Raw genomic sequence first — 21,719 nt, 5'->3', positions numbered from 1 at the left:
TCTATATCTGCAATAGCACCCGCAAAGATTTTCCGAGGATAACGTAATGTCTGTAGTTTTGACCGATGCCTGGCTGCAACGCTTTGGCGGCACGGCCCGTTTGTATGGCCGTGATGCTCTGCAATTGTTTGCTGATGCGCATGTTTGCGTGATTGGCATTGGGGGCGTTGGCTCATGGGCCGCAGAGGCGCTGGCTCGTACCGGTATCGGCGCGATTACGCTTATCGACATGGATGATGTGTGTGTCACTAACACTAACCGCCAGATTCATGCCTTGCGGGACACTGTCGGCCAGGCCAAAACCGAAGTGATGGCGGCGCGCATTCGTGAAATTAACCCGGAATGCCGCGTCACGGTGGTGGATGATTTTATCACTGCTGAAAACACCGCCCAGTTGCTTAATCAGGGTTTTAGTTATGTGATTGACGCCATCGACAGCGTGCGCCCTAAAGCCGCACTGATCGCGTATTGCCGTCGTTATAAGATCCCATTAGTGACAACCGGCGGGGCGGGCGGGCAGATCGATCCTACGCAAATTCAGGTTACCGATCTGGCGAAAACGATTCAGGATCCGCTGGCGGCAAAACTACGTGAAAGATTAAAAAGCGATTTTGGCGTAGTGAAGAACAGTAAAGGCAAGCTGGGGATCGATTGTGTGTTTTCCACCGAAGCGCTGGTTTACCCTCAGGCTGATGGTTCGGTCTGCGCAATGAAAAGTACGGCTGATGGCCCGAAGCGTATGGATTGTGCATCTGGATTTGGTGCGGCAACCATGGTCACCGCCAGCTTTGGTTTTGTGGCGGTATCCCATGTTTTAAAGAAAATGATGGCGAAAGCGGCGCGAATTCAGACTGCCTGAGCTGCAACGTGCACGGCTTGCGCTAATGCTGCCAGCCCGCTGCTGCGCGACGCACTTAATTGATTACGCAGCCCTAAATCGTCAAACAGTGCGAGTGGGTCTTCATTCAGCAACTGTTCAGCTGTTTTCCCTTCAATGGCGGTGAGCAACACCGCCAGCAAACCCCGAACGATTCGCCCTTCGCTGTCACCATAAAAATGCAGCGTGCCATTCGTCTGAAGAGAATGGCCCAACCAGACGCGGTTTTCACACCCGGCAATTTCGATATTTTCCTGCTTTAAGTCAGCAGGCAGTGCCGGAAGCTGCTTCCCTAACAGGATCAACTGACGGTATTTATCTTCCCATTGCTGCAATGGCGCAAACGTCGAACGCAGGTTATCGGCGGTAATTGAAGTGCCAAAAGGGTGACCGGCTAAAAATCCACTTGTCATTTAATCCCCCAGAATTTCCAGTGCATTGTCGATAGCTTTAACCAGGGCATCGACGTCGCTTTGTGTGTTGTACGGCGCAAATGAAGCACGCAATGTGCCGCTGACACCTAACGCGGCGAGCAACGGTTGCGCACAGTGCTGCCCGGCGCGTAGCGATATTCCGGCTTCGGCCAGCAACGTCACCATATCGTTATGGTGAATATTGGCGAAATCGAATGCTAACAGGCTTGAGTCCTGGCAGCGGAAACTACGAAAACCAGGGCGTTTCGCCAGCTCGGCTTCTGCAAGTGTTGCAAGCCCACGGCTATAAGCTTCAGTTTCTTGTAAATCAACAGATTCCAGCCACTCCAGAGCGGCACTCAGGCCAATCACACCCGCGACGTTTGGCGTGCCAGCTTCAAAACGATACGGCACTGGCTGAGTTTTGAATCCTTCAAATGAGACATGAGTGATCATCTTGCCGCCGCCAAGCCATGGCGACATCTCTTCGAGCAACTCAGTTTTACCGTACAGCGCACCGATGCCGGTGGGGCCGTAGAGTTTGTGCGCCGAGAAGGCGTAAAAATCAATATCCAGCGCTTGTACATCCGGTGGGCAATGGACCACACCTTGTGCACCATCAACCATAACAACCGCGCCCGCTGCATGAGCAAGCGTAATCGCTTTTTCCAGGTTCGGGCAGCCGCCTGTGACGTTAGACATTTGGCCTAACGCCAGAATTTTTGTGCGTGCGTTAAGAAGCTCAGGGAGTTGGCTTAAATCTGCGAGGTAATCTTTGCCCAGCGGCAATTTTACAATCTTCGCGCCAGTCTGCTCTGCGACCATTAACCACGGCACAAAGTTTGCGTGATGTTCTGCTTCGCTAACGATGATTTCATCGCCGGGCTGTAGACGCGGACGGGCATAACATTGCGCCACGAGGTTAATAGCTTCGGTGGTGCCACGCGTCCAGACAATATCTTTAGCACATGGCGCGTTAAGCAAACCAGCCACGATATCGCGAGCGGCTTCATATCGTTCTGTCAGGCGTTGGGCTTCGGCAAATTGACTGCGATGAACATTCCCGGCGCTCAGGCTATAAAACTGTCTGGTGGCTTCAATCACCGCGAGAGGTTTAAGTGTGGTTGCTGCGCTGTCGAGATAGACACCGGCATCAGCCAGAGCCGGAAACTGGCTGCGAAATTCGGCTGGATTAAATGATTTCATGATTTTCCTCGTATCCAATGCCGCCGATCGTCGCGCATTTGTCTTAATCGCACAAGGAATACGTAACCTTCGGAATAGTCTGCTTAATCTGGCAAAGTCCGAAAAGACGGTTATGCTAATTAATGTTAGGTGAATCTTTCACCGTGTTTATTTTGAAGTACAAATCAGCATTAAACGCTACTAAGGAGAAGAATATGAACAAGGCAGCCGCAGCAGTATTAGCAGGTGTTATGGTTTTTGGTCTTTCAGCGTGTTCAGGCCCTAATTACGTGATGCACACTAACGATGGTCGGACTATCGTTTCCGATGGCAAACCGCAAACCGATGAAGATACAGGGATGATTCAGTACAAAGACGCTAATGGGAATAAACAGCAGATTAACCGTACTGACGTGAAAGAGATGGTTGAGTTAGATAAGTAAATTTAGAGCAAAAAAAAGCACCGCAATTTGCGGTGCTACATTAATCACTATGGACAGACAGGGTAAATGTACAGGAAGTGAAAAAGGGGTAGCTTAGCTACCGGGGTCTGGAATGCCAGACCAATTGCAAACACAACAACACAACATCACAACCGTAAGCCAAAAGCCCTCCGAAACACGCATTTCAGATAACTTTTCGTTCCGGCTCAGGAAGTGACGCCACTATAGGTATTTGCTGGTGCATCCTCAACGGACAATTTATAATGGCTCAGATAAAAAAAACTAATAGGTTAACTAAGTTCACCTATTTGTTAATAGACTTTAACATTTAAGCCAATCAACTATGTCCAAGCGTTTGCCCCCTTTAAATGCCTTACGTGTATTTGACGCCGCTGCTCGTCACCTGAGTTTTACTAAAGCGGCCGATGAACTGTTCGTGACTCAGGCCGCCGTCAGCCACCAGATTAAGTCCCTGGAAGATTTCCTCGGCCTTAAATTGTTCCGCCGCCGCAACCGCTCTTTGCTGTTGACGGAAGAGGGGCAGAGTTACTATCTGGACATCAAAGAGATTTTTTCGCAGCTCACCGAAGCCACGCGTAAGCTACAGGCGCGTAGTGCAAAGGGCGCCTTAACGGTCAGCCTGTTGCCTAGTTTTGCCATTCATTGGCTCGTCCCTCGTCTTACTAGCTTTAATACAGCTTATCCGGGAATTGATGTCCGAATTCAGGCGGTTGACCGCCAGGAAGATAAACTTTCGGATGATGTAGACGTCGCAATTTTTTACGGGCGAGGTAACTGGCCTGGCTTGCGTGTGGAAAAATTATACGCAGAATACTTGCTACCGGTCTGCTCACCAATGCTCTTGACCGGCGAGAAACCGATTAAAACACCTGAAGATTTAGCGCATCATACTTTATTGCATGATGCGTCTCGTCGTGACTGGCAAACCTACACGCGCCAGCTGGGGGTGAGCCATATTAATGTGCAGCAAGGTCCAATCTTTAGCCACAGCGCGATGGTGCTCCAGGCTGCGATTCACGGGCAAGGCATTGCGCTGGCAAACAATGTGATGGCGCAATCAGAAATTGAAGCGGGACGTTTAGTTTGCCCATTTAACGACGTGCTGGTGAGTAAAAATGCCTTTTATCTTGTTTGTCATGACAGTCAGGCAGAACTGGGTAAAATAGCGGCCTTCAGGCAGTGGATTCTGGCGAAAACAGCGAGCGAACAAGAAAAATTCCGTTTTCGTTACGATCAATAAGCAACCTTCGCGCAGGCATTGTGCTGCGCCTTCACTTTAGGGTTACACCATGACCAGCCGTTTCATGCTGATTTTTACCGCAATTAGCGGTTTTATCTTTGTTGCTCTCGGGGCCTTTGGGGCGCATGTATTGAGCAAAACGCTTGGTGTTGTGGAAATGGGCTGGATTCAAACCGGCCTCGAATATCAAGCGTTTCACACGTTAGCCATATTTGGTCTGGCCGTTGCCATGCAACGCCGGGTCAGCATTTGGTTTTATTGGAGCAGCGTTTTTATGGCGCTCGGTACTGTTTTATTCAGCGGCAGTCTTTATTGTCTGGCGCTGTCACACTTACGCCTGTGGGCGTTTGTTACTCCGGTCGGCGGGTTTAGTTTTCTCGCCGGTTGGATCTTGATGTTGATTGGTGCAATGCGCCTGAAACGTAGGGGCGTAAGCCATGAATAAAGTTATTTTGTACTGCCGACAAGGTTTTGAGAAAGAGTGCGCGGCAGAGATTACCGATAAAGCGGGCCAGCGCGGCGTGTTTGGTTTTGCGCGGGTGAAAGAAAACAGCGGTTACGTAATTTACGAATGCTATCAGCAAGATGACGCTGACAAACTGGCGCGTGAATTGCCGTTTCGTGATCTGATCTTTGCTCGCCAGATGATCGTTGCGGGTGAGTTGCTAAAAGATCTTCCACCGGAAGATCGTATTACGCCAATTACCGGAATGTTGACGGGCGTGGTTGAGAAGGGCGGCGATCTGCGCGTTGAAGTTGCTGACACGAATGAAAGCAAAGAGCTGATGAAGTTTTGCCGTAAGCTGACGGTACCGCTGCGTGCCAGCCTGCGCGAGGCAGGGATCCTCACCAATTACGAAACGCCAAAACGCCCGGTGGTGCATGTATTCTTTATCGCACCCGGCTGCTGCTACACCGGTTATTCCTACACCACGAATAACTCGCCTTTCTATATGGGCATCCAGCGACTGAAATTGCCTGCTGAAGCGCCAAGCCGTTCAACCCTGAAACTGGAAGAAGCATTCCATACTTTCATTCCGGCGGATGAGTGGGATGAGCGTCTGGCGAACGGGATGCATGCCGTTGATCTGGGAGCCTGCCCTGGCGGTTGGACTTACCAATTAACGCAACGCAATATGTGGGTTTGCTCCGTTGATAACGGCCCAATGGCACAGAGCCTGATGGACACCGGGCAAGTGACCTGGTTGCAGGAAGATGGTTTTAAATATAAGCCAACCCGCAACAACATCTCCTGGATGGTCTGCGACATGGTTGAGAAACCGGCAAAAGTGGCGAGTCTGATGGCGACGTGGCTCGTGAACGGCTGGTGCCGCGAAACTATTTTCAACCTCAAGTTGCCAATGAAGAAGCGCTATGAAGAAGTGTCGCAAAACCTGGCATTGATTCATGAAAAACTGGCAGAGCATGGAATCAGCGCGGAAATTCAGGCGCGCCAGTTGTACCACGACCGTGAAGAAGTGACCGTACACGTGCGCCGTATGTGGGCCGCTGTGGGCGGTCGTCGCGACGAGCGTTGATTCATCACCCTCACCCCGACCCTCTCGCTGAGGGAGAGGGCTAGGCTGAATCACCGAACAGTTCCCTCTCCTGTGGGAGAGGGCTAGGGTGAGGGCGTCCCACCCGGCAATCGCAATTGCTGCAAATTCCCATCAAGCTGTAAATCCGTCTGCAACTGCGCCACCTGGCGGCTGATAAACGCACTTTCACGATGTTGTTCTAACTTCTTACGCCATTTCTCAGGTACTTCTTCTAATCGTTCGTACAGCGCTTCGAGCGTTGAAAACTGATTGATCAATTGTGTGGCGCTCTTCGGCCCGATACCCGGAACACCAGAAATTTTACTGCTGCTGATTCCCGCAAGCCCCCAGAAGTCACCCAATTGTGTAGGCAGCACACCGTATTCTTGCGCAATAAATGGCGCATCCAGCCAGCGTTTCTGAAAGTAGTCGCGGATTTGAATGTTCGGTGCGAGCAACTGGCAGAAACCTTTGTCGGTGGAAACAATAGTCGCGCGGTGCCCGCTGGCCGCAATTTTTACCGCAAGTGTGGCGGCAAGATCATCAGCCTCGTTCCCCGCAGAATGCCAGCAGGCGACGCCTCTTTTAGCGAACGCATCTCGCAATACTGGCATTTCCTGATGCAAGGTATCTGGCATTGGTGTGCGCCCCGCTTTATAGTCAGGCAACACCTGATGCCGCCAGCCTTCACGGCGGTCATCGTCGTCAAACACGGCGACGGCGTGCGTGGGCTGACTATGGGTAATCAGCGCATCAAGAGCGTGCAGGCAAGTATCAACGCAGGGCGAGCCTTGAACCGCATGAATACGGCGTATTAAGTTCAGGGCATCAACGATAAGTAAATGAATCATCATGGGTATTTCGCATTCAACATTCTCTTGATGCACAGTAACATTTCTGCGAGACGACCGCGAACGCGGGAATTAAATTCAGGAAAGCGGCTCGCAATATTATTGTTCTGAAAAGCATTGCTAAGTACTTAGGTTGCTATATATATTTTAAACGAATAGAAAAATCAGAGACAACAACATGAGTAATAGTTCACACCTCGCACATCGCATCCAGGCTTTACAACCGTCAGCCATCAGAGAATTATTGAAGCACAGCAAAATGCCTGGCGTGATTTCCCTTGCTGGCGGCATTCCTTCCAGCGAATTGTTTGATAAAGAAGGGCTGGGAATTGCGACGCAAAAAGTGGTCGCCGAGAATTTTAATGACGCGTTCCAGTATGGCCTGACCGAAGGCACTGTTGAACTGCGTCAGCAATTGGTTGAGCTGTGCCAGCAACGGGGGATTGCCACCACTTCAGAACAGTTGCTGATCACCTCTGGCTCTCAACAGGCGCTGGATTTGCTGATGCGTGCGTTGGTGAACCCTGGTGATGTGTTTGTGGTTGAGCGCCCAACTTATCTGGCGACGCTGCAAATTCTGAGCCTGAACGAAGCCGATGTGAAATCCGTGGGTAGCGATGAGCACGGGATGATTGTCGACGAACTGGAAGAGTTGCTGAAAACGACGCGTATTAAAGGCGTCTATATCGTTCCGACTTTTGGCAACCCAAGCGGCACAACATTGAGCGCCAGCCGCCGTGAGCAACTGGTCAAACTGGCTGAAGAACATCACTTCGTCATTGTTGAAGATGATCCGTACGGCGCGATTAGCTTCACTGACACTCGCGAGAAAACGCTTCTGCAAGTGGCCACTGAGCGTGGCAGCCAGGAAAACGTAGTTTATACCTCGACGTTTTCTAAAATTCTGGCACCGGGTTTGCGCGTAGGCTGGATTGTTCTGCCGGAATGGATGAAGCAAAAAGTCGCCATCATTAAGCAAGCCACCGATTTGCACGCCAACTCTTTTACGCAATCACTGGTGTCTGCCTATCTCACACTCGACAGGCTTGACCCGCAGATTGAACTGATTCGCGAAGCGTATAAGAAGAAATGCCTGAGCTTGTCGAAGTATTTGCATCAGGAATTAAACGAGCACATCACCTTTAACCAACCGCAGGGTGGGATGTTCTTGTGGGCCTCTTTCCGCTACGAATTTGATACCACCCGTTGGTTGCAACAGACGCTGGAAAAAGGCGTGGTGTATGTTCCGGGTGAGTTTTTCTTTAGTGATAATGCCGACAAGAAAACGCTGCGTTTCTCTTATGCAACGGCCACCGAAGAGCAGCTCTATGAGGCGGTACAACGCTTAAAAGCGGCGCTATAAGACGAAAAAAATGGAGCCGTAAGGCTCCATTTTTGTATTAACTGTTTAACGATTAATGTGAAAGCTCCACCACATCATCATTTTCATTCTTTTGAGCAACTTTCCCGCCCATACGTCTTGAATACAGTGCGGTAATGATTGGCACCAGAATTGCGGTCACAATCACGCTTGCTGCAACCAGCGCGGTTGCTGAAGCGGCGACTGGCTCAAATGCCGGGTTGATTTGCGCAATGATAACCGGGTTAGCCACCGCAGCGCCTGCTGCCGAAGAGGCTGCAATTCCTGCGGTACCGTTGCCGCCGCCGATGTATTTATCAGCCAGAATCAACGGAATACCCGTAACAACGATAACCGCTACACCCAGCATGATACCCAGCAAGCCGGTGTCCATAATCACGCCCAGGTTGATGGTGTTACCCAGAGCGAAGCCGAAGAACGGAATCAGGACTGGCGTTGCTTTGCTAAAGAAGGTGCGGAAGTCGTGGTCCAGGTTACCTAATGCAAAACCAATCAGGAAGGGCAGCACGGCACCGATAAAGTGGTGTGGTTCAAAGGATGCCAGACCCGCAGAACCCAGGATCACCATGGTCATGAGTGGGCCAGATTCCAGAGACATCAGCACGAATGCACCTGATTCTTCTTTAGTGCCGTACTGGTTCATCAGGCTCGCGTACAGGCCGCCGTTGGTCATGTCCATCGCAGAGACGAGGGCCAGAACGGATAAACCAGCGAACATGCCTGTCTGAATCCCACCTTCAGGAATAAAGGACGCGGCAATCATAGCCACGACCCAGGCCACAGCAATTTTGGTCAGCACCAGGGTGCCGGACTTGCGCAAAACGGTACCTGTTGCACGCAGATCAATTGAGGCACCAATACAGAAGAACCAAACCGCCAGAATAGGAACGGTGCCGCTAATCATTCCTTTAGTAAACGAACCAAAATAGGCACCAGTGTCTGGAGCGAAAGTATTTAAAATAGCTCCAAGAATCAATGGAATCAGCATCATCCCACCAGGAATGCGTTCAATAGTAGCTTTGATCTTCATGGTAATTCCTTATGATTTTTTCATTTTCTACAGCGTGTTAATGAAAAAATGACGTAACAGTTAGCAGCGAAAAAAGTTAGTTTTCCCTGATTATTTAAGATGTTGGGTCAGAGATGCTCGTTGCTCTTAATGGCAGTTTGATTAACCTCATTGAGCTAGTCACCACGGCTAATGTGCCCCGGTAACGCTTCGTGAGATAAACTATCGCTCTGTTGGAATTGCAATTCAATCAAATTGAAACGATATTTCAATTTGGATCACATTATTTATATAATCAGGTGATAAACTGTCTATGTGGTGCGGTTAAATGTAGATGACTTGTGAGTAACTCTATTTTAATTGCTAAATTATTATTAATAGTAACGGGCGTGATTGTGTTTCCGCCTGGTATTTTCAGCCTTGAAAGGAAAAGTAATGGATATTCGTCAAAGCATTCATAGCGATCACGCAAAAACCCTGGATACTGCCGGTTTACGTAAAGAGTTTCTGATCGAAACCATCTTTACTGCTGACGAGTACACCATGACCTACAGCCACATCGACCGCATCATTGTTGGTGGCGTCATGCCTGTTACGCGCACGGTGAGTGTTGGCGGTGAAGTTGGTAAGCAGTTGGGGGTGAGCTATTTCCTCGAGCGCCGCGAGTTGGGTGTAATCAATATCGGCGGCCAGGGCACAATTACGGTTGACGGTACTTGCTATGAAATCGGCACTCGCGACGGTTTGTACGTCGGTAAGGGCGCTAAAGAAGTGGTGTTCGCCAGCATCGACCCTGCAAACCCGGCACGCTTCTACTACAACTGTGCTCCGGCACACACCACTTACCCAACCAAGCGCGTGACACCTGCGGACGTTTCTCCAGTCACACTGGGCGATAGCGTTACCAGCAACCGCCGTACTATCAACAAGTACTTCGTTCCAGATGTGCTGGAAACGTGCCAGTTGAGTATGGGTCTGACTGAACTGGAGCCTGGTAATCTGTGGAACACCATGCCTTGCCATACACACGAACGTCGGATGGAAGTTTATTTCTACTTCGGTCTGGAGCAGGACAGCTGCGTATTCCACATGATGGGCCAGCCGCAAGAAACCCGTCACATTGTGATGCAAAACGAGCAAGCGGTGATTTCCCCGAGCTGGTCAATTCACTCAGGTGTGGGTACGCGCGCGTATACGTTTATCTGGGGAATGGTGGGTGAGAATCAGGTGTTTGACGATATGGATCATGTGAAGGTTGGCGATCTAAGATAAGAAATCGCTATAAAAAAACCCGCTTCGCAGCGGGTTTTTGTTTTTAATCGCAGGACACTTTCATCGCCAGGCCACCGCGTGATGTTTCGCGGTATTTGGCGTTCATGTCTTTGCCAGTTTCGTACATGGTGTCGATAACCTTATCGAGGCAAACGCGTGGTTCGCTGGTACGGCGCAAGGCCATACGTGCTGCATTCACCGCTTTCACCGCTGCAATCGCATTACGCTCAATGCACGGAACCTGAACTTGTCCGGCAACCGGGTCACAAGTCAGACCGAGGTTATGTTCCATCCCAATCTCGGCCGCAATACAAACCTGGCTTGGGCTGCCGCCCAGTAATTCCGCAAGACCTGCAGCTGCCATGGAACAGGCAACACCGACTTCGCCCTGGCAACCCACTTCAGCGCCTGAAATTGACGCGTTCATCTTATACAGAGAACCAATTGCGCCCGCCGCGAGGAAGTAACGCGCGCAGGAGTTTGTATTAACTTCACGAATGAATTTGTCGTAATAAGCCAGTACCGCCGGAACAATACCGCATGCGCCGTTAGTTGGGGCGGTGACAACGCGACCACCCGCCGCATTTTCTTCGTTTACCGCCAGCGCGAACATGTTAATCCAATCGACAACGGCCATTGGGTCAGAGTTGTTCTTATCACTGCTGACCAACATTCTGCGTAATGCCGCAGCACGACGGGGGACACGCATTTTACCCGGCAGCACGCCTTCGGTGGTGATGCCACGTTCAATACCGCTGCGCATGACATTCCACACGTCAGCAAAGTGTGCGTCAATTTCAGCCTGCGAACGCATTGCTCGCTCATTGAGCATCATCAAGCCAGACAGCGAAAGCCCACTTTCTTTGCAATGACGCTGCAAATCAGCGGCACTTTTATAAGGATATGGCACGACAACCTGCTGGGACTCTTCCACGCCAAAATGGGCTTCATCAACGATAAAACCACCGCCGATGGAGTAATACGTTTGGCTATAAACAACTTCGCTTCCTGCCAGCGCTGTAATACGCATGCCGTTTTCGTGCAGGGAAAGATTATCTTCGTGGAAGTTCATGCAGCTATCGACCGGGAATTCCACTTCATGCTGGCCGTTTGCCAGCAACAGGCGACCGTGAGTATTCACGTCCTGAATAAAATGTGGGATGGCGTCGATATCAACGGTGTCCGGCATATTACCCGCCAGACCCATAATAATGGCGATATCGGTATGGTGACCTTTACCAGTGAGAGAGAGTGAACCGTATACATCAACGACGACTCGCGTGACGTTGCGCAAAATCCCTTGCGCGATCAAATCGTCTGCGAATTGCTTACCGGCTTTCATCGGGCCGACGGTATGGGAACTGGACGGGCCAATACCGATTTTGAAAATATCGAATACGCTAATCATGTTGCGTCCGTTGCCTGAGTAACTTTAAGAGAAAAACCGCCTGCAGGAGGCAGGCGGTTTATAACTTTTAGATGAACAGCGAGTATAGAGAGTAAGAGATGGCGGAAATAGCGACCAGACCCATAATTACCACAAATACATTGCTGATATGGCCGCTGTATTTGCGCATTGCCGGGACTTTCTGAATCGCGTACATCGGCATCAGGAACAGAATCATCGCGATGATTGGGCCGCCCAGGGTTTCAATCATCCCCAGAATGCTTGGGTTCAGGGTGGCAACAATCCATGTTGTCACCAGCATGAAGATAGCGGTGATGCGGTTCAGTTTGCTGATTTCAATAGTTTTGCCTTTACCGCGCAGGGATTTGATAACCATCCCGTTGAAGCCTTCACGTGCGCCCAGGTAGTGGCCGAGGAAGGATTTGGTAATAGCAACAATCGCGATAATCGGTGCCATCCAGGCAATGACAGGCGCGTTAAAGTGGTTAGCCAGGTAAGACAGAATAGAGATGTTCTGTGCTTTTGCTTCGGCCAGGTTTTCCGGGGAAAGGCTCAGTACGCAGCTGAATACGAAGAACATCACGGTAATTACCATCATGATGTGCGCAAAAGACAGGATGCGGGAACATTTCTTCTCAGCTTCGTCGCCGTACTCGTTACGTTTTGCAACCGCAAACGCAGAGATGATAGGCGAGTGGTTAAAGGAGAACACCATTACTGGGATTGCCAGCCACAGCGTCATCCACAAGCCGCTGCCGGTTGCAGGAGATGCAGCTGCACTAAATGACAGGGTATCAAACGCTGCGCTGCTCCACTCAGGGATCAGATATAACGCCAGAGCCATCAAAGCCGCAACAAACGGGAACACCAGGATGCTCATCGCTTTAACGATCATCTGCTCACCGAAACGAACGATGGTCATCAGACCCACAATCAGGATCAGAGACAAAAGCGCACGTGGCGGAGAAACCATACCCAACTGATGCGTAATAAAGCTATCAACGGTGTTAGTTATAGCGACGCTGTACACCAGCAAAATTGGGTAGATAGCAAAGAAGTAGAGCAGGGTAATGACTTTACCTGCGCCCACACCGAAGTGCTCTTCTACAACTTCAGTAATGTCTTCACCAGGGTTTTTACCTGACAGCACAAAGCGAGTCAGACCGCGGTGAGCGAAGAAAGTCATTGGGAACGCAAGAATTGCCATGATGAACAGCGGAATCAGGCCGCCAACACCGGCGTTAATCGGCAGGAATAAAACACCAGCCCCAATTGCGGTGCCGTACAAGCCCAGCATCCACATGGTATCGGACTTGCGCCATGAACTTTTGCTTTCAACCGAGGCAATACTGCCGGTTTGTGTGGTTTCCATCTACTACTTCTCCAAAGGAACATATTGATTCGAAAACTGAGTCAATCGCGATGCCTTGCCATTGACTGTTGAAATTTAATGCTGGTAGCGGGCGGTTTTATAGTAATTTTGGCCAGTGATAATCAGCGGGCGGAAAGATACATTCATGTTGTCAATTCATCAGTGATCAAGATCTCAAATGTAAGAATCCACTGCTTGTGTGGTTTTTGGCAGGTTTTCACTCTGCATCTGATATTTTGTTTGATATTTACACCCTAAAATTACGGATATTGTAGATAATAAACCGTTGTTTCAGTCTGTGATGGCAGGGTAATTGTCTGTATACGCAGGGTTTTTAGCATGGAATTGAACTGAGGTATTAGTTTACGTGAAGATGTTTATGCTGATACGGGTAACATGAAAGGGGGCGAAATTAGCGGGGAAAATGAGAAAAAATATGGAAATAAAAAAGGGCGGAGTCGCTCCGCCCTGAGGATTCAGGTGCAAATCTCGTAGCAAGGAATGTAAGCACTGCCTGGTAATTTCATGCGGTGCTGGGCGACAAAGCCCTGAAGCAGGTCATCCATGCGTCGCATCATTTGTGCGTCGCCGTGAATTTTGTACGGGCCAAATTGTTCAATGGCGCGTATCCCGCCCTCTTTTACGTTACCCGCAACAATACCGGAAAACGCCCGGCGCAAAGAAGCCGCCAGTTGCTCCGCAGGTTGATCCGGATAGAGCTTGAGATTGGCCATATTTTCGTGGGTTGGCTCAAACGGCATTTGTAGATCAGGCGCAATACGAATCGACCAGTTGAAGCTATAAGCATCGCCCGTTTCGCGGCGATTCTCTTTCACTTTTGGCATGGCCTTTTTCATCTGACGTGCGACTTCAGCCGGGTCGTCGATAATGATTTGGTAATGACGACGCGCCTGCTCACCCACCGTGTTGACGATAAACTCGTCCAGCACGCGGAAGTAGTCAGCGCTCTCTTTCGGCCCGGTCAAAATCAGCGGCAATACCTGGTCGTGGTTATGCGGGTTCATCAAAATGCCGAGCAGATAAAGCAGTTCTTCTGCTGTACCCACGCCACCAGGGAAAATGATGATGCCATGCGCGATTCGCACAAACGCTTCGAGGCGCTTTTCGATATCCGGCATGATTATCAGTTCATTTACCAACGGGTTAGGTGGTTCCGCGGCAATGATTGACGGTTCCGTCATACCAATAAAGCGGCTTTCTCTATAACGTTGCTGGGCATGGCCCACCGCGGCACCTTTCATTGGTGCTTCCATGGCTCCAGGGCCACAGCCGGTACAAATATTGAGTTCGCGCAGACCGAGTTGAGTACCGACACGACGTGCGTAGAGGTATTCGTTTTCGTTGATCGAGTGCCCGCCCCAGCAAACCACCAGGTTCGGCGCTTCGCCAACATGCAATGCACGAGCGTTACGTAAAATAGAAAACACCATATTGGTGATATTTTCTGGGTCTGCCAAATCGAGATTCTGGAAGCGCCCGGCGGTGGAAATCTGGCCGTTCACGAACAAAATATCGCGTAGCACGGCAAACAGGTTAGCTTGCAAAGCCCGGATGATGCGACCATCAACAAACGCATCATCAGGTGGATTAATCAGTTCAAGTTTGACGCCACGTTCGCGGCGCAGCACGTTGATATCGAAGTTTTTGTAACGCGATAACAACTCTTTACTGCTATCGGTCTGGCTTCCTGAGTTAAGTACGGCAAGTGAACAGTTGCGAAACAGTTGATAGAGGTCGCTGCTGGCCGTGCGTTTAAGCATATCGACTTCCAACTGCGACAACATATCCATTGAGCCTAACGGGCTAATATGTGTAATCAAGTTAACTCCTTACGAAGCGTAAAGTGCCGCTCCCAATGATTACAATAGCCCTGGCATGTTCAATTTAACAACCTGAAAACAATAATCCTTCCGCAGGCTGCGAGGCGTTTCGCACTTATTGACGAACCAGGCGGCCAAATGCCGGATGGAAATCGGTATTAGTACGCCACGGGTTAATGTCCAGACCGCCGCGACGAGTATAGCGTGCATAGACGCTGAGGCTTTCCGGGCAGCAGAATTGCTGAATATCATTAAAGATTCGCTCCACACACTGCTCGTGGAATTCGTTGTGCTGGCGGAATGACACCAGATAACGCAGCAATTTTTCCCGGTCGATGCGCGGGCCACGATAACGAATCTGAACGGAACCCCAATCCGGCTGGTGGGTTATCAGGCAGTTAGATTTCAGCAGATGGCTCACCAGGGTTTCATCTACGATTTCGTCGCCCGCCGCACCACTGAGGTAATCGGCATTAAATTCGTAGTTATCAATAGTGATATTTTGTTCATCTATACACTCGCCGGTGAATGCCGCGATTTCCTGCCCTTCGAGCTCATGCAGACGGAACAACACCACGCTAACATCACCTTGTGCGCAGGCACTTAAATCACGCTTTAGCGCCTCCTGAACCGTCTCCCAGTCTGCAAATTGGGTCTGATTAAAGCTGTTCAAATAGAGTTTGAAGCTTTTGGACTCAACCAGATTCACGCTGTTCGCATCAAGCTGCATATGCCCTACTGCGACCTGAGGCAAACCGTTACTGTTCAGCCACGACAGTTCGTACAACGTCCAGATATCGCCGCCGCTGAATGGCAGGTTATCTGCATGTAAGCCTAATGGGTCGCGGTTCAGGCTGCGAGGGACGGCCTGGAGTAAAGACGGTTGGTATTGATCCTGGTAAGCGGTTGGCTTACCCAGTGTCAGGCCACTCAGTGCCTGGTGGTTTTCATAAGACATGTGTCACCGATAGAATGCAGGTACAATTGGTTCCTATTGTACCGCAGCCTTGAGGGAGTGAGAAATTGGTGGATAACGAAGTACGTCAGGCGCTGGAAGATTTCACTGAGCGCTTTTGTCAGGCCTGGCGTGAACAAGCTGATGGCTGGCCTGCAAGTGAAGAATTATATGGTGTGCCATCGCCGTGTATCGTGACGACAACCGGTAACGATGTGCGCTGGCAGCCGCAGCCATTTGCCCCCGCAAACGATCTCAGCGCGGTTGAGCGGGCGATGGATATTGCCTTGCAGCCTGGCGCGCATCAGTTTTACACCACCCAATTTGCCGGTGACATGCCTGCGACCTCGGGCAACCAGGCGTTAACGCTATTGCAGGCGTGGAGCGAAGACGATTTCCAACGTGTACAAGAAAACCTGATTGGTCATCTGGTCACTCAAAAACGCCTGAAGCTATCGCCGACGCTGTTTCTGGCTACCACACCTGATGAAATGGAAGTGGTGTCTCTGTGTAATCTTACCGGCGAAGTCGTGCTGGAAAAAATTGGCACCAAACAGCGTACAACCCTCGCCCCGTCACTTAATTTGTTCCTGCAAGGCTTACAACCGCAGGTCATTTAAGCGTTAATCGCTATCAGTCTTGTGAGAGATCTCTTACACGAGTTGTAAGAGATCTCTAACTTTTCATGCAGAGTTTTCATGTCGATAAATTTGTTAACTCTTTTATATCAATAACTTGATTGGTTTTGCGTCTGCTTTTGAATGAAAGTTATCGTAAGCTTTGGTTGTGAGTGGGTTGTCAGAGTGAACGAAATAGAGGATTCTATGTCCGTCGACAGGACGTCGGGAAGTGAAGGAGACATTAGGATGATGTCACTTCATTGAAGAAGTGGAACACACCAGGATGGTGTTGCAAGGAAGGCTTCTGGATGAAGCAAGGATCACTCAGGAAGAGTAAGGGACACCTCCAGGACGGAGAATGAGAGCCGAATCAGGAACATTCGGTGGGTCTGGAAGACCAAAGGATTATGCATCAGGACAATGCCGGAACACCTCAGGATGATGGTAGCAGGACGCGAGTACGACGGATTGTAGGTCAGGAGACCGCAGGACATAGTTGTCACGGACGAGCAGGGAGCACCAAAAGTAGCCGGATTAGCTGCGAAACGAACCGGGAGCACTGTTTATACAGTGCTCCCTTTTTTTATGCATTTTTTCGCTCAGCCTAAGAAGTGATATGCTTGCCGGCTTCTTTTGACTGATGCTCGAGGTTTCCATGGAACGCCACGCGCTGGTACGCCAGCATCTACACATCATTGAACAGGTTTTGCGTGACCACCAACTTTGGCAGGGTTGTGCACCAAACGCTGAAGCCTTTGAAAGCACGCAACCATTTTGCCTGGATACAATGCAGCCTCACGAATGGTTGCAATGGGTTCTGATTCCCCGAATGCACGCGCTTCTTGATGCTCAACACCCTCTGCCTGCTGATTTTGCCCTCGCGCCCTATTACGAAATGGCGTTGGATGCGGCACATGTCGGACGTACACCTCTGTTAAAAGCCCTGCAAGAACTTGATGCGCTGTTTGTGAGTGACAAATCCTGATGCTGGAAATTATTTATCAGGATGAATGGCTGGTTGCGGTCAACAAACCCTCGGGTTGGTTAGTTCACCGAAGCTGGTTGGACCGCCATGAAACGGTCTTTGTGATGCAAACCGTGCGTGACCAAATTGGCAAACATGTGTTTACCGTGCACCGCCTCGACAGGCCCACGTCAGGCGTATTGCTGATGGCCCTTTCCAGTGAAGTCGCGCATTTGTTATCCCAGCAGTTTGAAAATCACCAAATTCAAAAGCGCTACCACGCGGTGACTCGCGGCTGGCTTGAAGATGAAGCGGTGCTGGATTACCCGCTGGTGGAAGAGCTGGATAAAATCGCCGATAAAAAAGCGACTCAGGATAAAGAAGCGCAGCCAGCCGTAACGCATTATCGTGGGTTGGCGACCGTAGAAATGCCGGTTCCGGTTGGTCGTTATCCAACCGCACGCTACAGCCTGGTTGAGCTGGAGCCTAAAACTGGGCGCAAGCACCAGTTACGTCGCCATATGTCGCACTTACGCCACCCCATGATTGGCGATTCAAAACACGGCGACCTGCGCCAGAACCGCGCTGCGGCCGAACATTTTGGCTGTCAGCGGTTAATGCTGCACGCAAGCCAGCTTTCGTTAAACCACCCGGTGACAGGCGAACCGCTGTGCCTTCGCGCCAACCTTGATGACACCTGGATGCAGATGATGTCACAGTTTGGCTGGAGCGGCTTACTGAGTGACATCGAAAAGGTTGAGTTTGTGGCAAGCAACGGCCAGGATGAATAATACCGCCGTAACGCAAGGAGTTAACTGATGGCTGAAGTAGGGATTTTTGTAGGAACAATGTATGGAAACTCGCTGCTGGTAGCAGAAGAAGCAGAAGCGATTTTAAAAAAGAATGGTCATAAAGCTACCGTTTTTGAAGATCCTGAGCTTGCTGACTGGCAGAAATTTAGCGACCAGTACGTGTTAATTGTGACTTCAACAACCGGCCAGGGCGATTTGCCAGACAGCATCGTTCCTCTGTTTCAGGCGATAAAAGACAAAATCGGATACCAGCCTGAATTGCGTTACGGTTTGATTGCATTAGGTGACAGCAACTACGAACATTTTTGCGGGGGCGGAAAGCAATTTGACGCCTTACTGCAAGAGCAGGGTGCGAAACGCATCGGTAATGTTTTAGCCATTGATGCCAACGATCATCCGGAACCTGAAGCGATTTCTAACCCATGGGTTGAGCAATGGGTGACGTTGTTAAAGTAACAAAATGAATCCTGGCAGGTGAAGTCACACTTCCCTGCCGCCGAATATTTTTACCTCGCCTTGCAGCCTAAGCATAGACCCTTCCTTTTATCTGGTTGTTTCAAAAATCGTGAACCATCCCCCAGAACGTTAGACAGACGCCATAAACTGCTCATGAAACGTCCGGCAAACTTGTGTCTTTGCACGATGAGACACGCTCACTCCCTGAATATACTTTCCCTCGGCATCAAAAAACCGCAGATTCAGCACCACAAAAAATACTGCGGATGGGCCGATACCTCATTCTGATACCCTACAAGTGCAGAGTGGATCATAGCCAAAAGCTATAATTCAGGAGTGCAACATGAATTCAATTAGCCAGACGGCGAGCGTGGCCGAGAAAAGAACCAACGCTCGCTATTGGATAGTCGTCATGCTTTTCATCGTCACCTCGTTTAACTATGGTGACCGCGCCACGTTATCTATTGCCGGTTCGGAAATGGCAAAAGATATCGGCCTCGACCCTATCGGCATGGGGTATGTGTTTTCCGCGTTTTCCTGGGCATACGTTATAGGGCAAATCCCCGGCGGGTGGTTGCTTGATAAATTCGGCTCAAAACGCGTCTATTTCTGGTCCATCTTTATCTGGTCGATGTTTACCTTGCTGCAAGGTTTCGTCGATATCTTTAATGGTTTTGGCATCATCATCGCGCTGTTTACTCTGCGCTTCCTGGTGGGTCTGGCCGAAGCACCTTCCTTCCCCGGCAACAGCCGAATCGTCGCAGCGTGGTTCCCGGCACAGGAACGCGGCACGGCGGTCTCGATTTTTAACTCCGCACAGTATTTCGCCACCGTTATCTTCGCGCCAATCATGGGTTGGTTGACGCACGAAGTGGGCTGGTCGCATGTGTTCTTCTTTATGGGCGGGCTGGGTATCATTATTAGCTTCGTGTGGCTCAAAGTGATTCATGAGCCGAACAACCATCCAGGCGTAAACCAAAAAGAACTGGAGTACATTGAAGCGGGCGGTGCGCTGATCAACATGGATCAGAAGAAGCCAAAAGAACATATCCCAATGGCGCAGAAGTGGGGCCAGATCAAACAGTTGATCGGATCACGCATGATGGTTGGGATCTATATCGGGCAGTACTGTATCAATGCTTTAACCTACTTCTTTATTACCTGGTTCCCGGTGTATCTGGTGCAGGAAAAGGGCATGTCGATTCTGAAAGCCGGTTTCGTCGCGTCGGTTCCGGCGGTATGCGGATTTGTCGGCGGAGTGTTGGGTGGCGTGATTTCTGATTACCTGATGCGCCGCACCGGTTCGTTAAACATCGCCCGTAAAACGCCAATCGTGCTCGGGATGTTGCTTTCAGTCAGCATGGTGTTCTGTAACTACGTTGAGTCCGAAATGATGGTTGTCGGCTTTATGGCGATAGCATTCTTCGGCAAAGGTATCGGTGCGTTGGGTTGGGCGGTGATGGCTGATACCGCGCCGAAAGAAATCAGCGGTTTGAGCGGCGGCCTGTTTAACATGTTCGGTAATGTCTCCGGTATCGTGACGCCAATCGCTATCGGCTACATCGTCGGCACATCCGGGTCGTTTAACGGCGCACTGATTTACGTTGGCGTTCACGCGATTGTCGCGGTACTGAGTTACCTGGTGATTGTTGGCGATATCAAACGTGTCGAACTCAAACCTGTCACTGCGGGGCAATCATCATGAATACTCAGGCAAGCCCGCTGATTACGGATATGAAAGTCATTCCGGTGGCGGGCCATGACAGCATGCTGCTCAACATTGGCGGCGCGCACGGTGCCTTTTTCACGCGCAACATTGTTGTTCTGACCGATAACGCCGGGCATACCGGTGTGGGCGAAGCGCCCGGTGGTGAAGTGATTTATCAGACGCTGGTCGATGCGATCCCACATGTCGTCGGTCAGGAAATTGCGCGCATGAATCGCGTGGTGCAGAACGTTCACAAAGGTAATCAGTCGGCGGACTTTGATACCTTCGGCAAAGGTGCGTGGACTTTCGAACTGCGCGTTAATGCGGTGGCGGCTCTCGAGGCGGCATTGCTTGATTTGCTCGGCAAAGCGCTGAACGTTCCGGTTTGCGAATTGTTAGGGCCGGGCAAACAGCGCGATGAAGTCACCGTTTTAGGCTATTTGTTTTACATCGGCGATCGTAACAAAACCGATTTGCCGTATCTGGATGGCAAAAATGCCCGTCACGAATGGTATGAACTACGCCACCAGCAGGCGCTGAACAGTGAGTCTATTGTGCGTCTCGCCGAAGCCGCGCAAGACCGTTATGGCTTCAAAGACTTCAAACTTAAAGGCGGCGTGTTACCAGGCGAGCAGGAGCTTGAAGCCGCACGCCAGCTGAAAAAACGCTTCCCGGACGCACGAATAACCGTTGATCCGAACGGTGCATGGCTGCTCGATGAAGCTATCGCGTTGTGCAAAGGGATGGGCGATGTGCTGACGTATGCCGAAGACCCCTGCGGCGCAGAACAAGGCTATTCCGGCCGGGAAGTGATGGCGGAGTTCCGTCGCGCGACGGGCTTACCGGTGGCGACCAATATGATTGCCACCAACTGGCGCGAAATGAGCCATGCCATCATGCTTAATGCAGTGGATATACCGCTTGCAGACCCGCATTTCTGGACGCTCAGCGGTGCGGTTCGCGTGGCGCAGATGTGCGACGAATGGGGGCTAACGTGGGGCTGTCATTCCAATAACCATTTCGATATTTCGCTGGCGATGTTCACCCATGTGGGTGCTGCGGCACCGGGCAAACCGACTGCCATCGACACGCACTGGATTTGGCAGGAAGGCGACCAGCGCCTGACTCAATCACCGCTGCAAATAGTCAACGGTAAAATCGCGGTGCCGGAAGCACCTGGCCTTGGCGTGGAACTTGACTGGGAACAGGTGCAAAAGGCCCACGAGGTGTATAAATCCCTTCCGGGCGGCTCGCGTAACGATGCAACGGCCATGCAATATCTGGTACCGGGCTGGAAGTTCGATCGCAAACGTCCGGCATTTGGCCGCAATTAATTCATCTTGACGACAAGGA

The 21,719-nt window shown here is 50.6% G+C and carries 21 protein-coding genes; 13 read left to right on the top strand and 8 right to left on the bottom strand.

Features of this window, described 5'->3' with window-relative positions; all coding sequences use genetic code 11:
* Window positions 1-46: 46 nt before the first annotated feature.
* Complete coding sequence (gene tcdA / locus GBAG_RS16130) at window positions 47-859, top strand: tRNA cyclic N6-threonylcarbamoyladenosine(37) synthase TcdA (protein WP_034498041.1); 813 nt, start codon at window positions 47-49, stop codon at window positions 857-859.
* On the opposite strand, the gene csdE is transcribed toward tcdA, so the two are convergent.
* Complete coding sequence (gene csdE / locus GBAG_RS16125; protein WP_034498039.1) at window positions 847-1,290, bottom strand: cysteine desulfurase sulfur acceptor subunit CsdE; 444 nt, start codon at window positions 1,288-1,290, stop codon at window positions 847-849. The two genes, tcdA and csdE, sit on opposite strands and share 13 nt — an antisense overlap.
* Entirely contained in the window at window positions 1,291-2,496 is a 1,206-nt protein-coding gene (csdA, locus tag GBAG_RS16120; RefSeq protein WP_034498038.1) for a cysteine desulfurase CsdA, read from the bottom strand. It lies immediately after the preceding gene.
* A 194-nt stretch (window positions 2,497-2,690) separates the two neighbouring features.
* Here csdA and GBAG_RS16115 point away from each other — a divergent pair, with 194 nt between their 5' ends.
* From GBAG_RS16115 to rlmM, 4 genes are all read left to right on the top strand, one after another.
* Window positions 2,691-2,918 carry a YgdI/YgdR family lipoprotein gene (locus GBAG_RS16115; protein ID WP_034498036.1) on the top strand — a complete coding sequence of 76 codons (228 nt, stop codon included), beginning with the start codon at window positions 2,691-2,693 and terminating at the stop codon, window positions 2,916-2,918.
* Window positions 2,919-3,261: 343 nt separating this feature from the next.
* Complete coding sequence (gcvA, locus tag GBAG_RS16110) at window positions 3,262-4,179, top strand: glycine cleavage system transcriptional regulator GcvA (RefSeq protein WP_034498034.1); 918 nt, start codon at window positions 3,262-3,264, stop codon at window positions 4,177-4,179.
* Window positions 4,180-4,228: 49 nt separating this feature from the next.
* Window positions 4,229-4,624 (top strand): DUF423 domain-containing protein, encoded by a 396-nt coding sequence (locus tag GBAG_RS16105; protein ID WP_034498032.1) that lies wholly within the window; start codon window positions 4,229-4,231, stop codon window positions 4,622-4,624.
* Window positions 4,617-5,717 (top strand): 23S rRNA (cytidine(2498)-2'-O)-methyltransferase RlmM, encoded by a 1,101-nt coding sequence (gene rlmM, locus GBAG_RS16100; protein WP_034498030.1) that lies wholly within the window; start codon window positions 4,617-4,619, stop codon window positions 5,715-5,717. The genes GBAG_RS16105 and rlmM overlap by 8 nt, the downstream gene beginning before the upstream one ends.
* Window positions 5,718-5,800: 83 nt before the next feature.
* Here the strand turns inward: rlmM and xni are convergent, their stop codons facing one another.
* Entirely contained in the window at window positions 5,801-6,571 is a 771-nt protein-coding gene (gene xni, locus GBAG_RS16095) for a flap endonuclease Xni (protein ID WP_034498028.1), read from the bottom strand.
* A 175-nt stretch (window positions 6,572-6,746) separates the two neighbouring features.
* Here xni and GBAG_RS16090 point away from each other — a divergent pair, with 175 nt between their 5' ends.
* Complete coding sequence (locus GBAG_RS16090; protein WP_034498026.1) at window positions 6,747-7,931, top strand: aminotransferase-like domain-containing protein; 1,185 nt, start codon at window positions 6,747-6,749, stop codon at window positions 7,929-7,931.
* A 52-nt stretch (window positions 7,932-7,983) separates the two neighbouring features.
* On the opposite strand, the gene kdgT is transcribed toward GBAG_RS16090, so the two are convergent.
* On the bottom strand, window positions 7,984-8,979 hold the full coding sequence (gene kdgT, locus GBAG_RS16085; RefSeq protein WP_034498024.1) for a 2-keto-3-deoxygluconate transporter: 996 nt from the start codon (window positions 8,977-8,979) through the stop codon (window positions 7,984-7,986).
* A gap of 414 nt (window positions 8,980-9,393) precedes the next feature.
* Here kdgT and kduI point away from each other — a divergent pair, with 414 nt between their 5' ends.
* Window positions 9,394-10,230 carry a 5-dehydro-4-deoxy-D-glucuronate isomerase gene (gene kduI / locus GBAG_RS16080; protein WP_034498022.1) on the top strand — a complete coding sequence of 279 codons (837 nt, stop codon included), beginning with the start codon at window positions 9,394-9,396 and terminating at the stop codon, window positions 10,228-10,230.
* A gap of 43 nt (window positions 10,231-10,273) precedes the next feature.
* Here the strand turns inward: kduI and GBAG_RS16075 are convergent, their stop codons facing one another.
* The 4 genes from GBAG_RS16075 to queF form a co-directional block, all read right to left on the bottom strand.
* Window positions 10,274-11,638: an L-serine ammonia-lyase gene (locus GBAG_RS16075; RefSeq protein WP_034498020.1), complete on the bottom strand. Its 1,365-nt coding sequence runs from the start codon at window positions 11,636-11,638 to the stop codon at window positions 10,274-10,276.
* A 67-nt stretch (window positions 11,639-11,705) separates the two neighbouring features.
* On the bottom strand, window positions 11,706-13,010 hold the full coding sequence (locus GBAG_RS16070) for an HAAAP family serine/threonine permease (protein WP_034498019.1): 1,305 nt from the start codon (window positions 13,008-13,010) through the stop codon (window positions 11,706-11,708).
* A gap of 476 nt (window positions 13,011-13,486) precedes the next feature.
* Window positions 13,487-14,851 (bottom strand): nucleotide 5'-monophosphate nucleosidase PpnN, encoded by a 1,365-nt coding sequence (ppnN, locus tag GBAG_RS16065; RefSeq protein WP_034498017.1) that lies wholly within the window; start codon window positions 14,849-14,851, stop codon window positions 13,487-13,489.
* A gap of 115 nt (window positions 14,852-14,966) precedes the next feature.
* Window positions 14,967-15,809 (bottom strand): NADPH-dependent 7-cyano-7-deazaguanine reductase QueF, encoded by an 843-nt coding sequence (queF, locus tag GBAG_RS16060; protein WP_034498015.1) that lies wholly within the window; start codon window positions 15,807-15,809, stop codon window positions 14,967-14,969.
* 68 nt (window positions 15,810-15,877) lie between these two features.
* Here queF and syd point away from each other — a divergent pair, with 68 nt between their 5' ends.
* The 6 genes from syd to GBAG_RS16030 all read left to right on the top strand — a co-directional run bounded on the left by syd (window position 15,878) and on the right by GBAG_RS16030 (window position 21,700).
* Entirely contained in the window at window positions 15,878-16,426 is a 549-nt protein-coding gene (syd, locus tag GBAG_RS16055; RefSeq protein WP_034498149.1) for a SecY-interacting protein, read from the top strand.
* 655 nt (window positions 16,427-17,081) lie between these two features.
* On the top strand, window positions 17,082-17,411 hold the full coding sequence (locus GBAG_RS16050; protein ID WP_034498147.1) for a YqcC family protein: 330 nt from the start codon (window positions 17,082-17,084) through the stop codon (window positions 17,409-17,411).
* A complete protein-coding gene (gene truC, locus GBAG_RS16045) occupies window positions 17,411-18,181 on the top strand; it encodes a tRNA pseudouridine(65) synthase TruC (RefSeq protein ID WP_034498013.1) in 771 nt (256 codons plus the stop codon). Before GBAG_RS16050 ends, truC begins: the two co-directional genes overlap by 1 nt.
* A gap of 27 nt (window positions 18,182-18,208) precedes the next feature.
* On the top strand, window positions 18,209-18,658 hold the full coding sequence (locus GBAG_RS16040) for a flavodoxin (RefSeq protein ID WP_034498011.1): 450 nt from the start codon (window positions 18,209-18,211) through the stop codon (window positions 18,656-18,658).
* A 343-nt stretch (window positions 18,659-19,001) separates the two neighbouring features.
* On the top strand, window positions 19,002-20,363 hold the full coding sequence (locus GBAG_RS16035; RefSeq protein WP_034498009.1) for an MFS transporter: 1,362 nt from the start codon (window positions 19,002-19,004) through the stop codon (window positions 20,361-20,363).
* Window positions 20,360-21,700 carry an enolase C-terminal domain-like protein gene (locus tag GBAG_RS16030; RefSeq protein ID WP_034498007.1) on the top strand — a complete coding sequence of 447 codons (1,341 nt, stop codon included), beginning with the start codon at window positions 20,360-20,362 and terminating at the stop codon, window positions 21,698-21,700. The genes GBAG_RS16035 and GBAG_RS16030 overlap by 4 nt, the downstream gene beginning before the upstream one ends.
* The last annotated feature ends 19 nt before the right edge of the window (window positions 21,701-21,719 follow it).

The sequence above is a fragment of the Buttiauxella agrestis ATCC 33320 genome, assembly GCF_000735355.1.
GTDB lineage: Bacteria > Pseudomonadota > Gammaproteobacteria > Enterobacterales > Enterobacteriaceae > Buttiauxella > Buttiauxella agrestis.
Note: the sequence above shows the minus strand (reverse complement) of the source record. Positions and strands in the feature narration are given on the sequence as shown.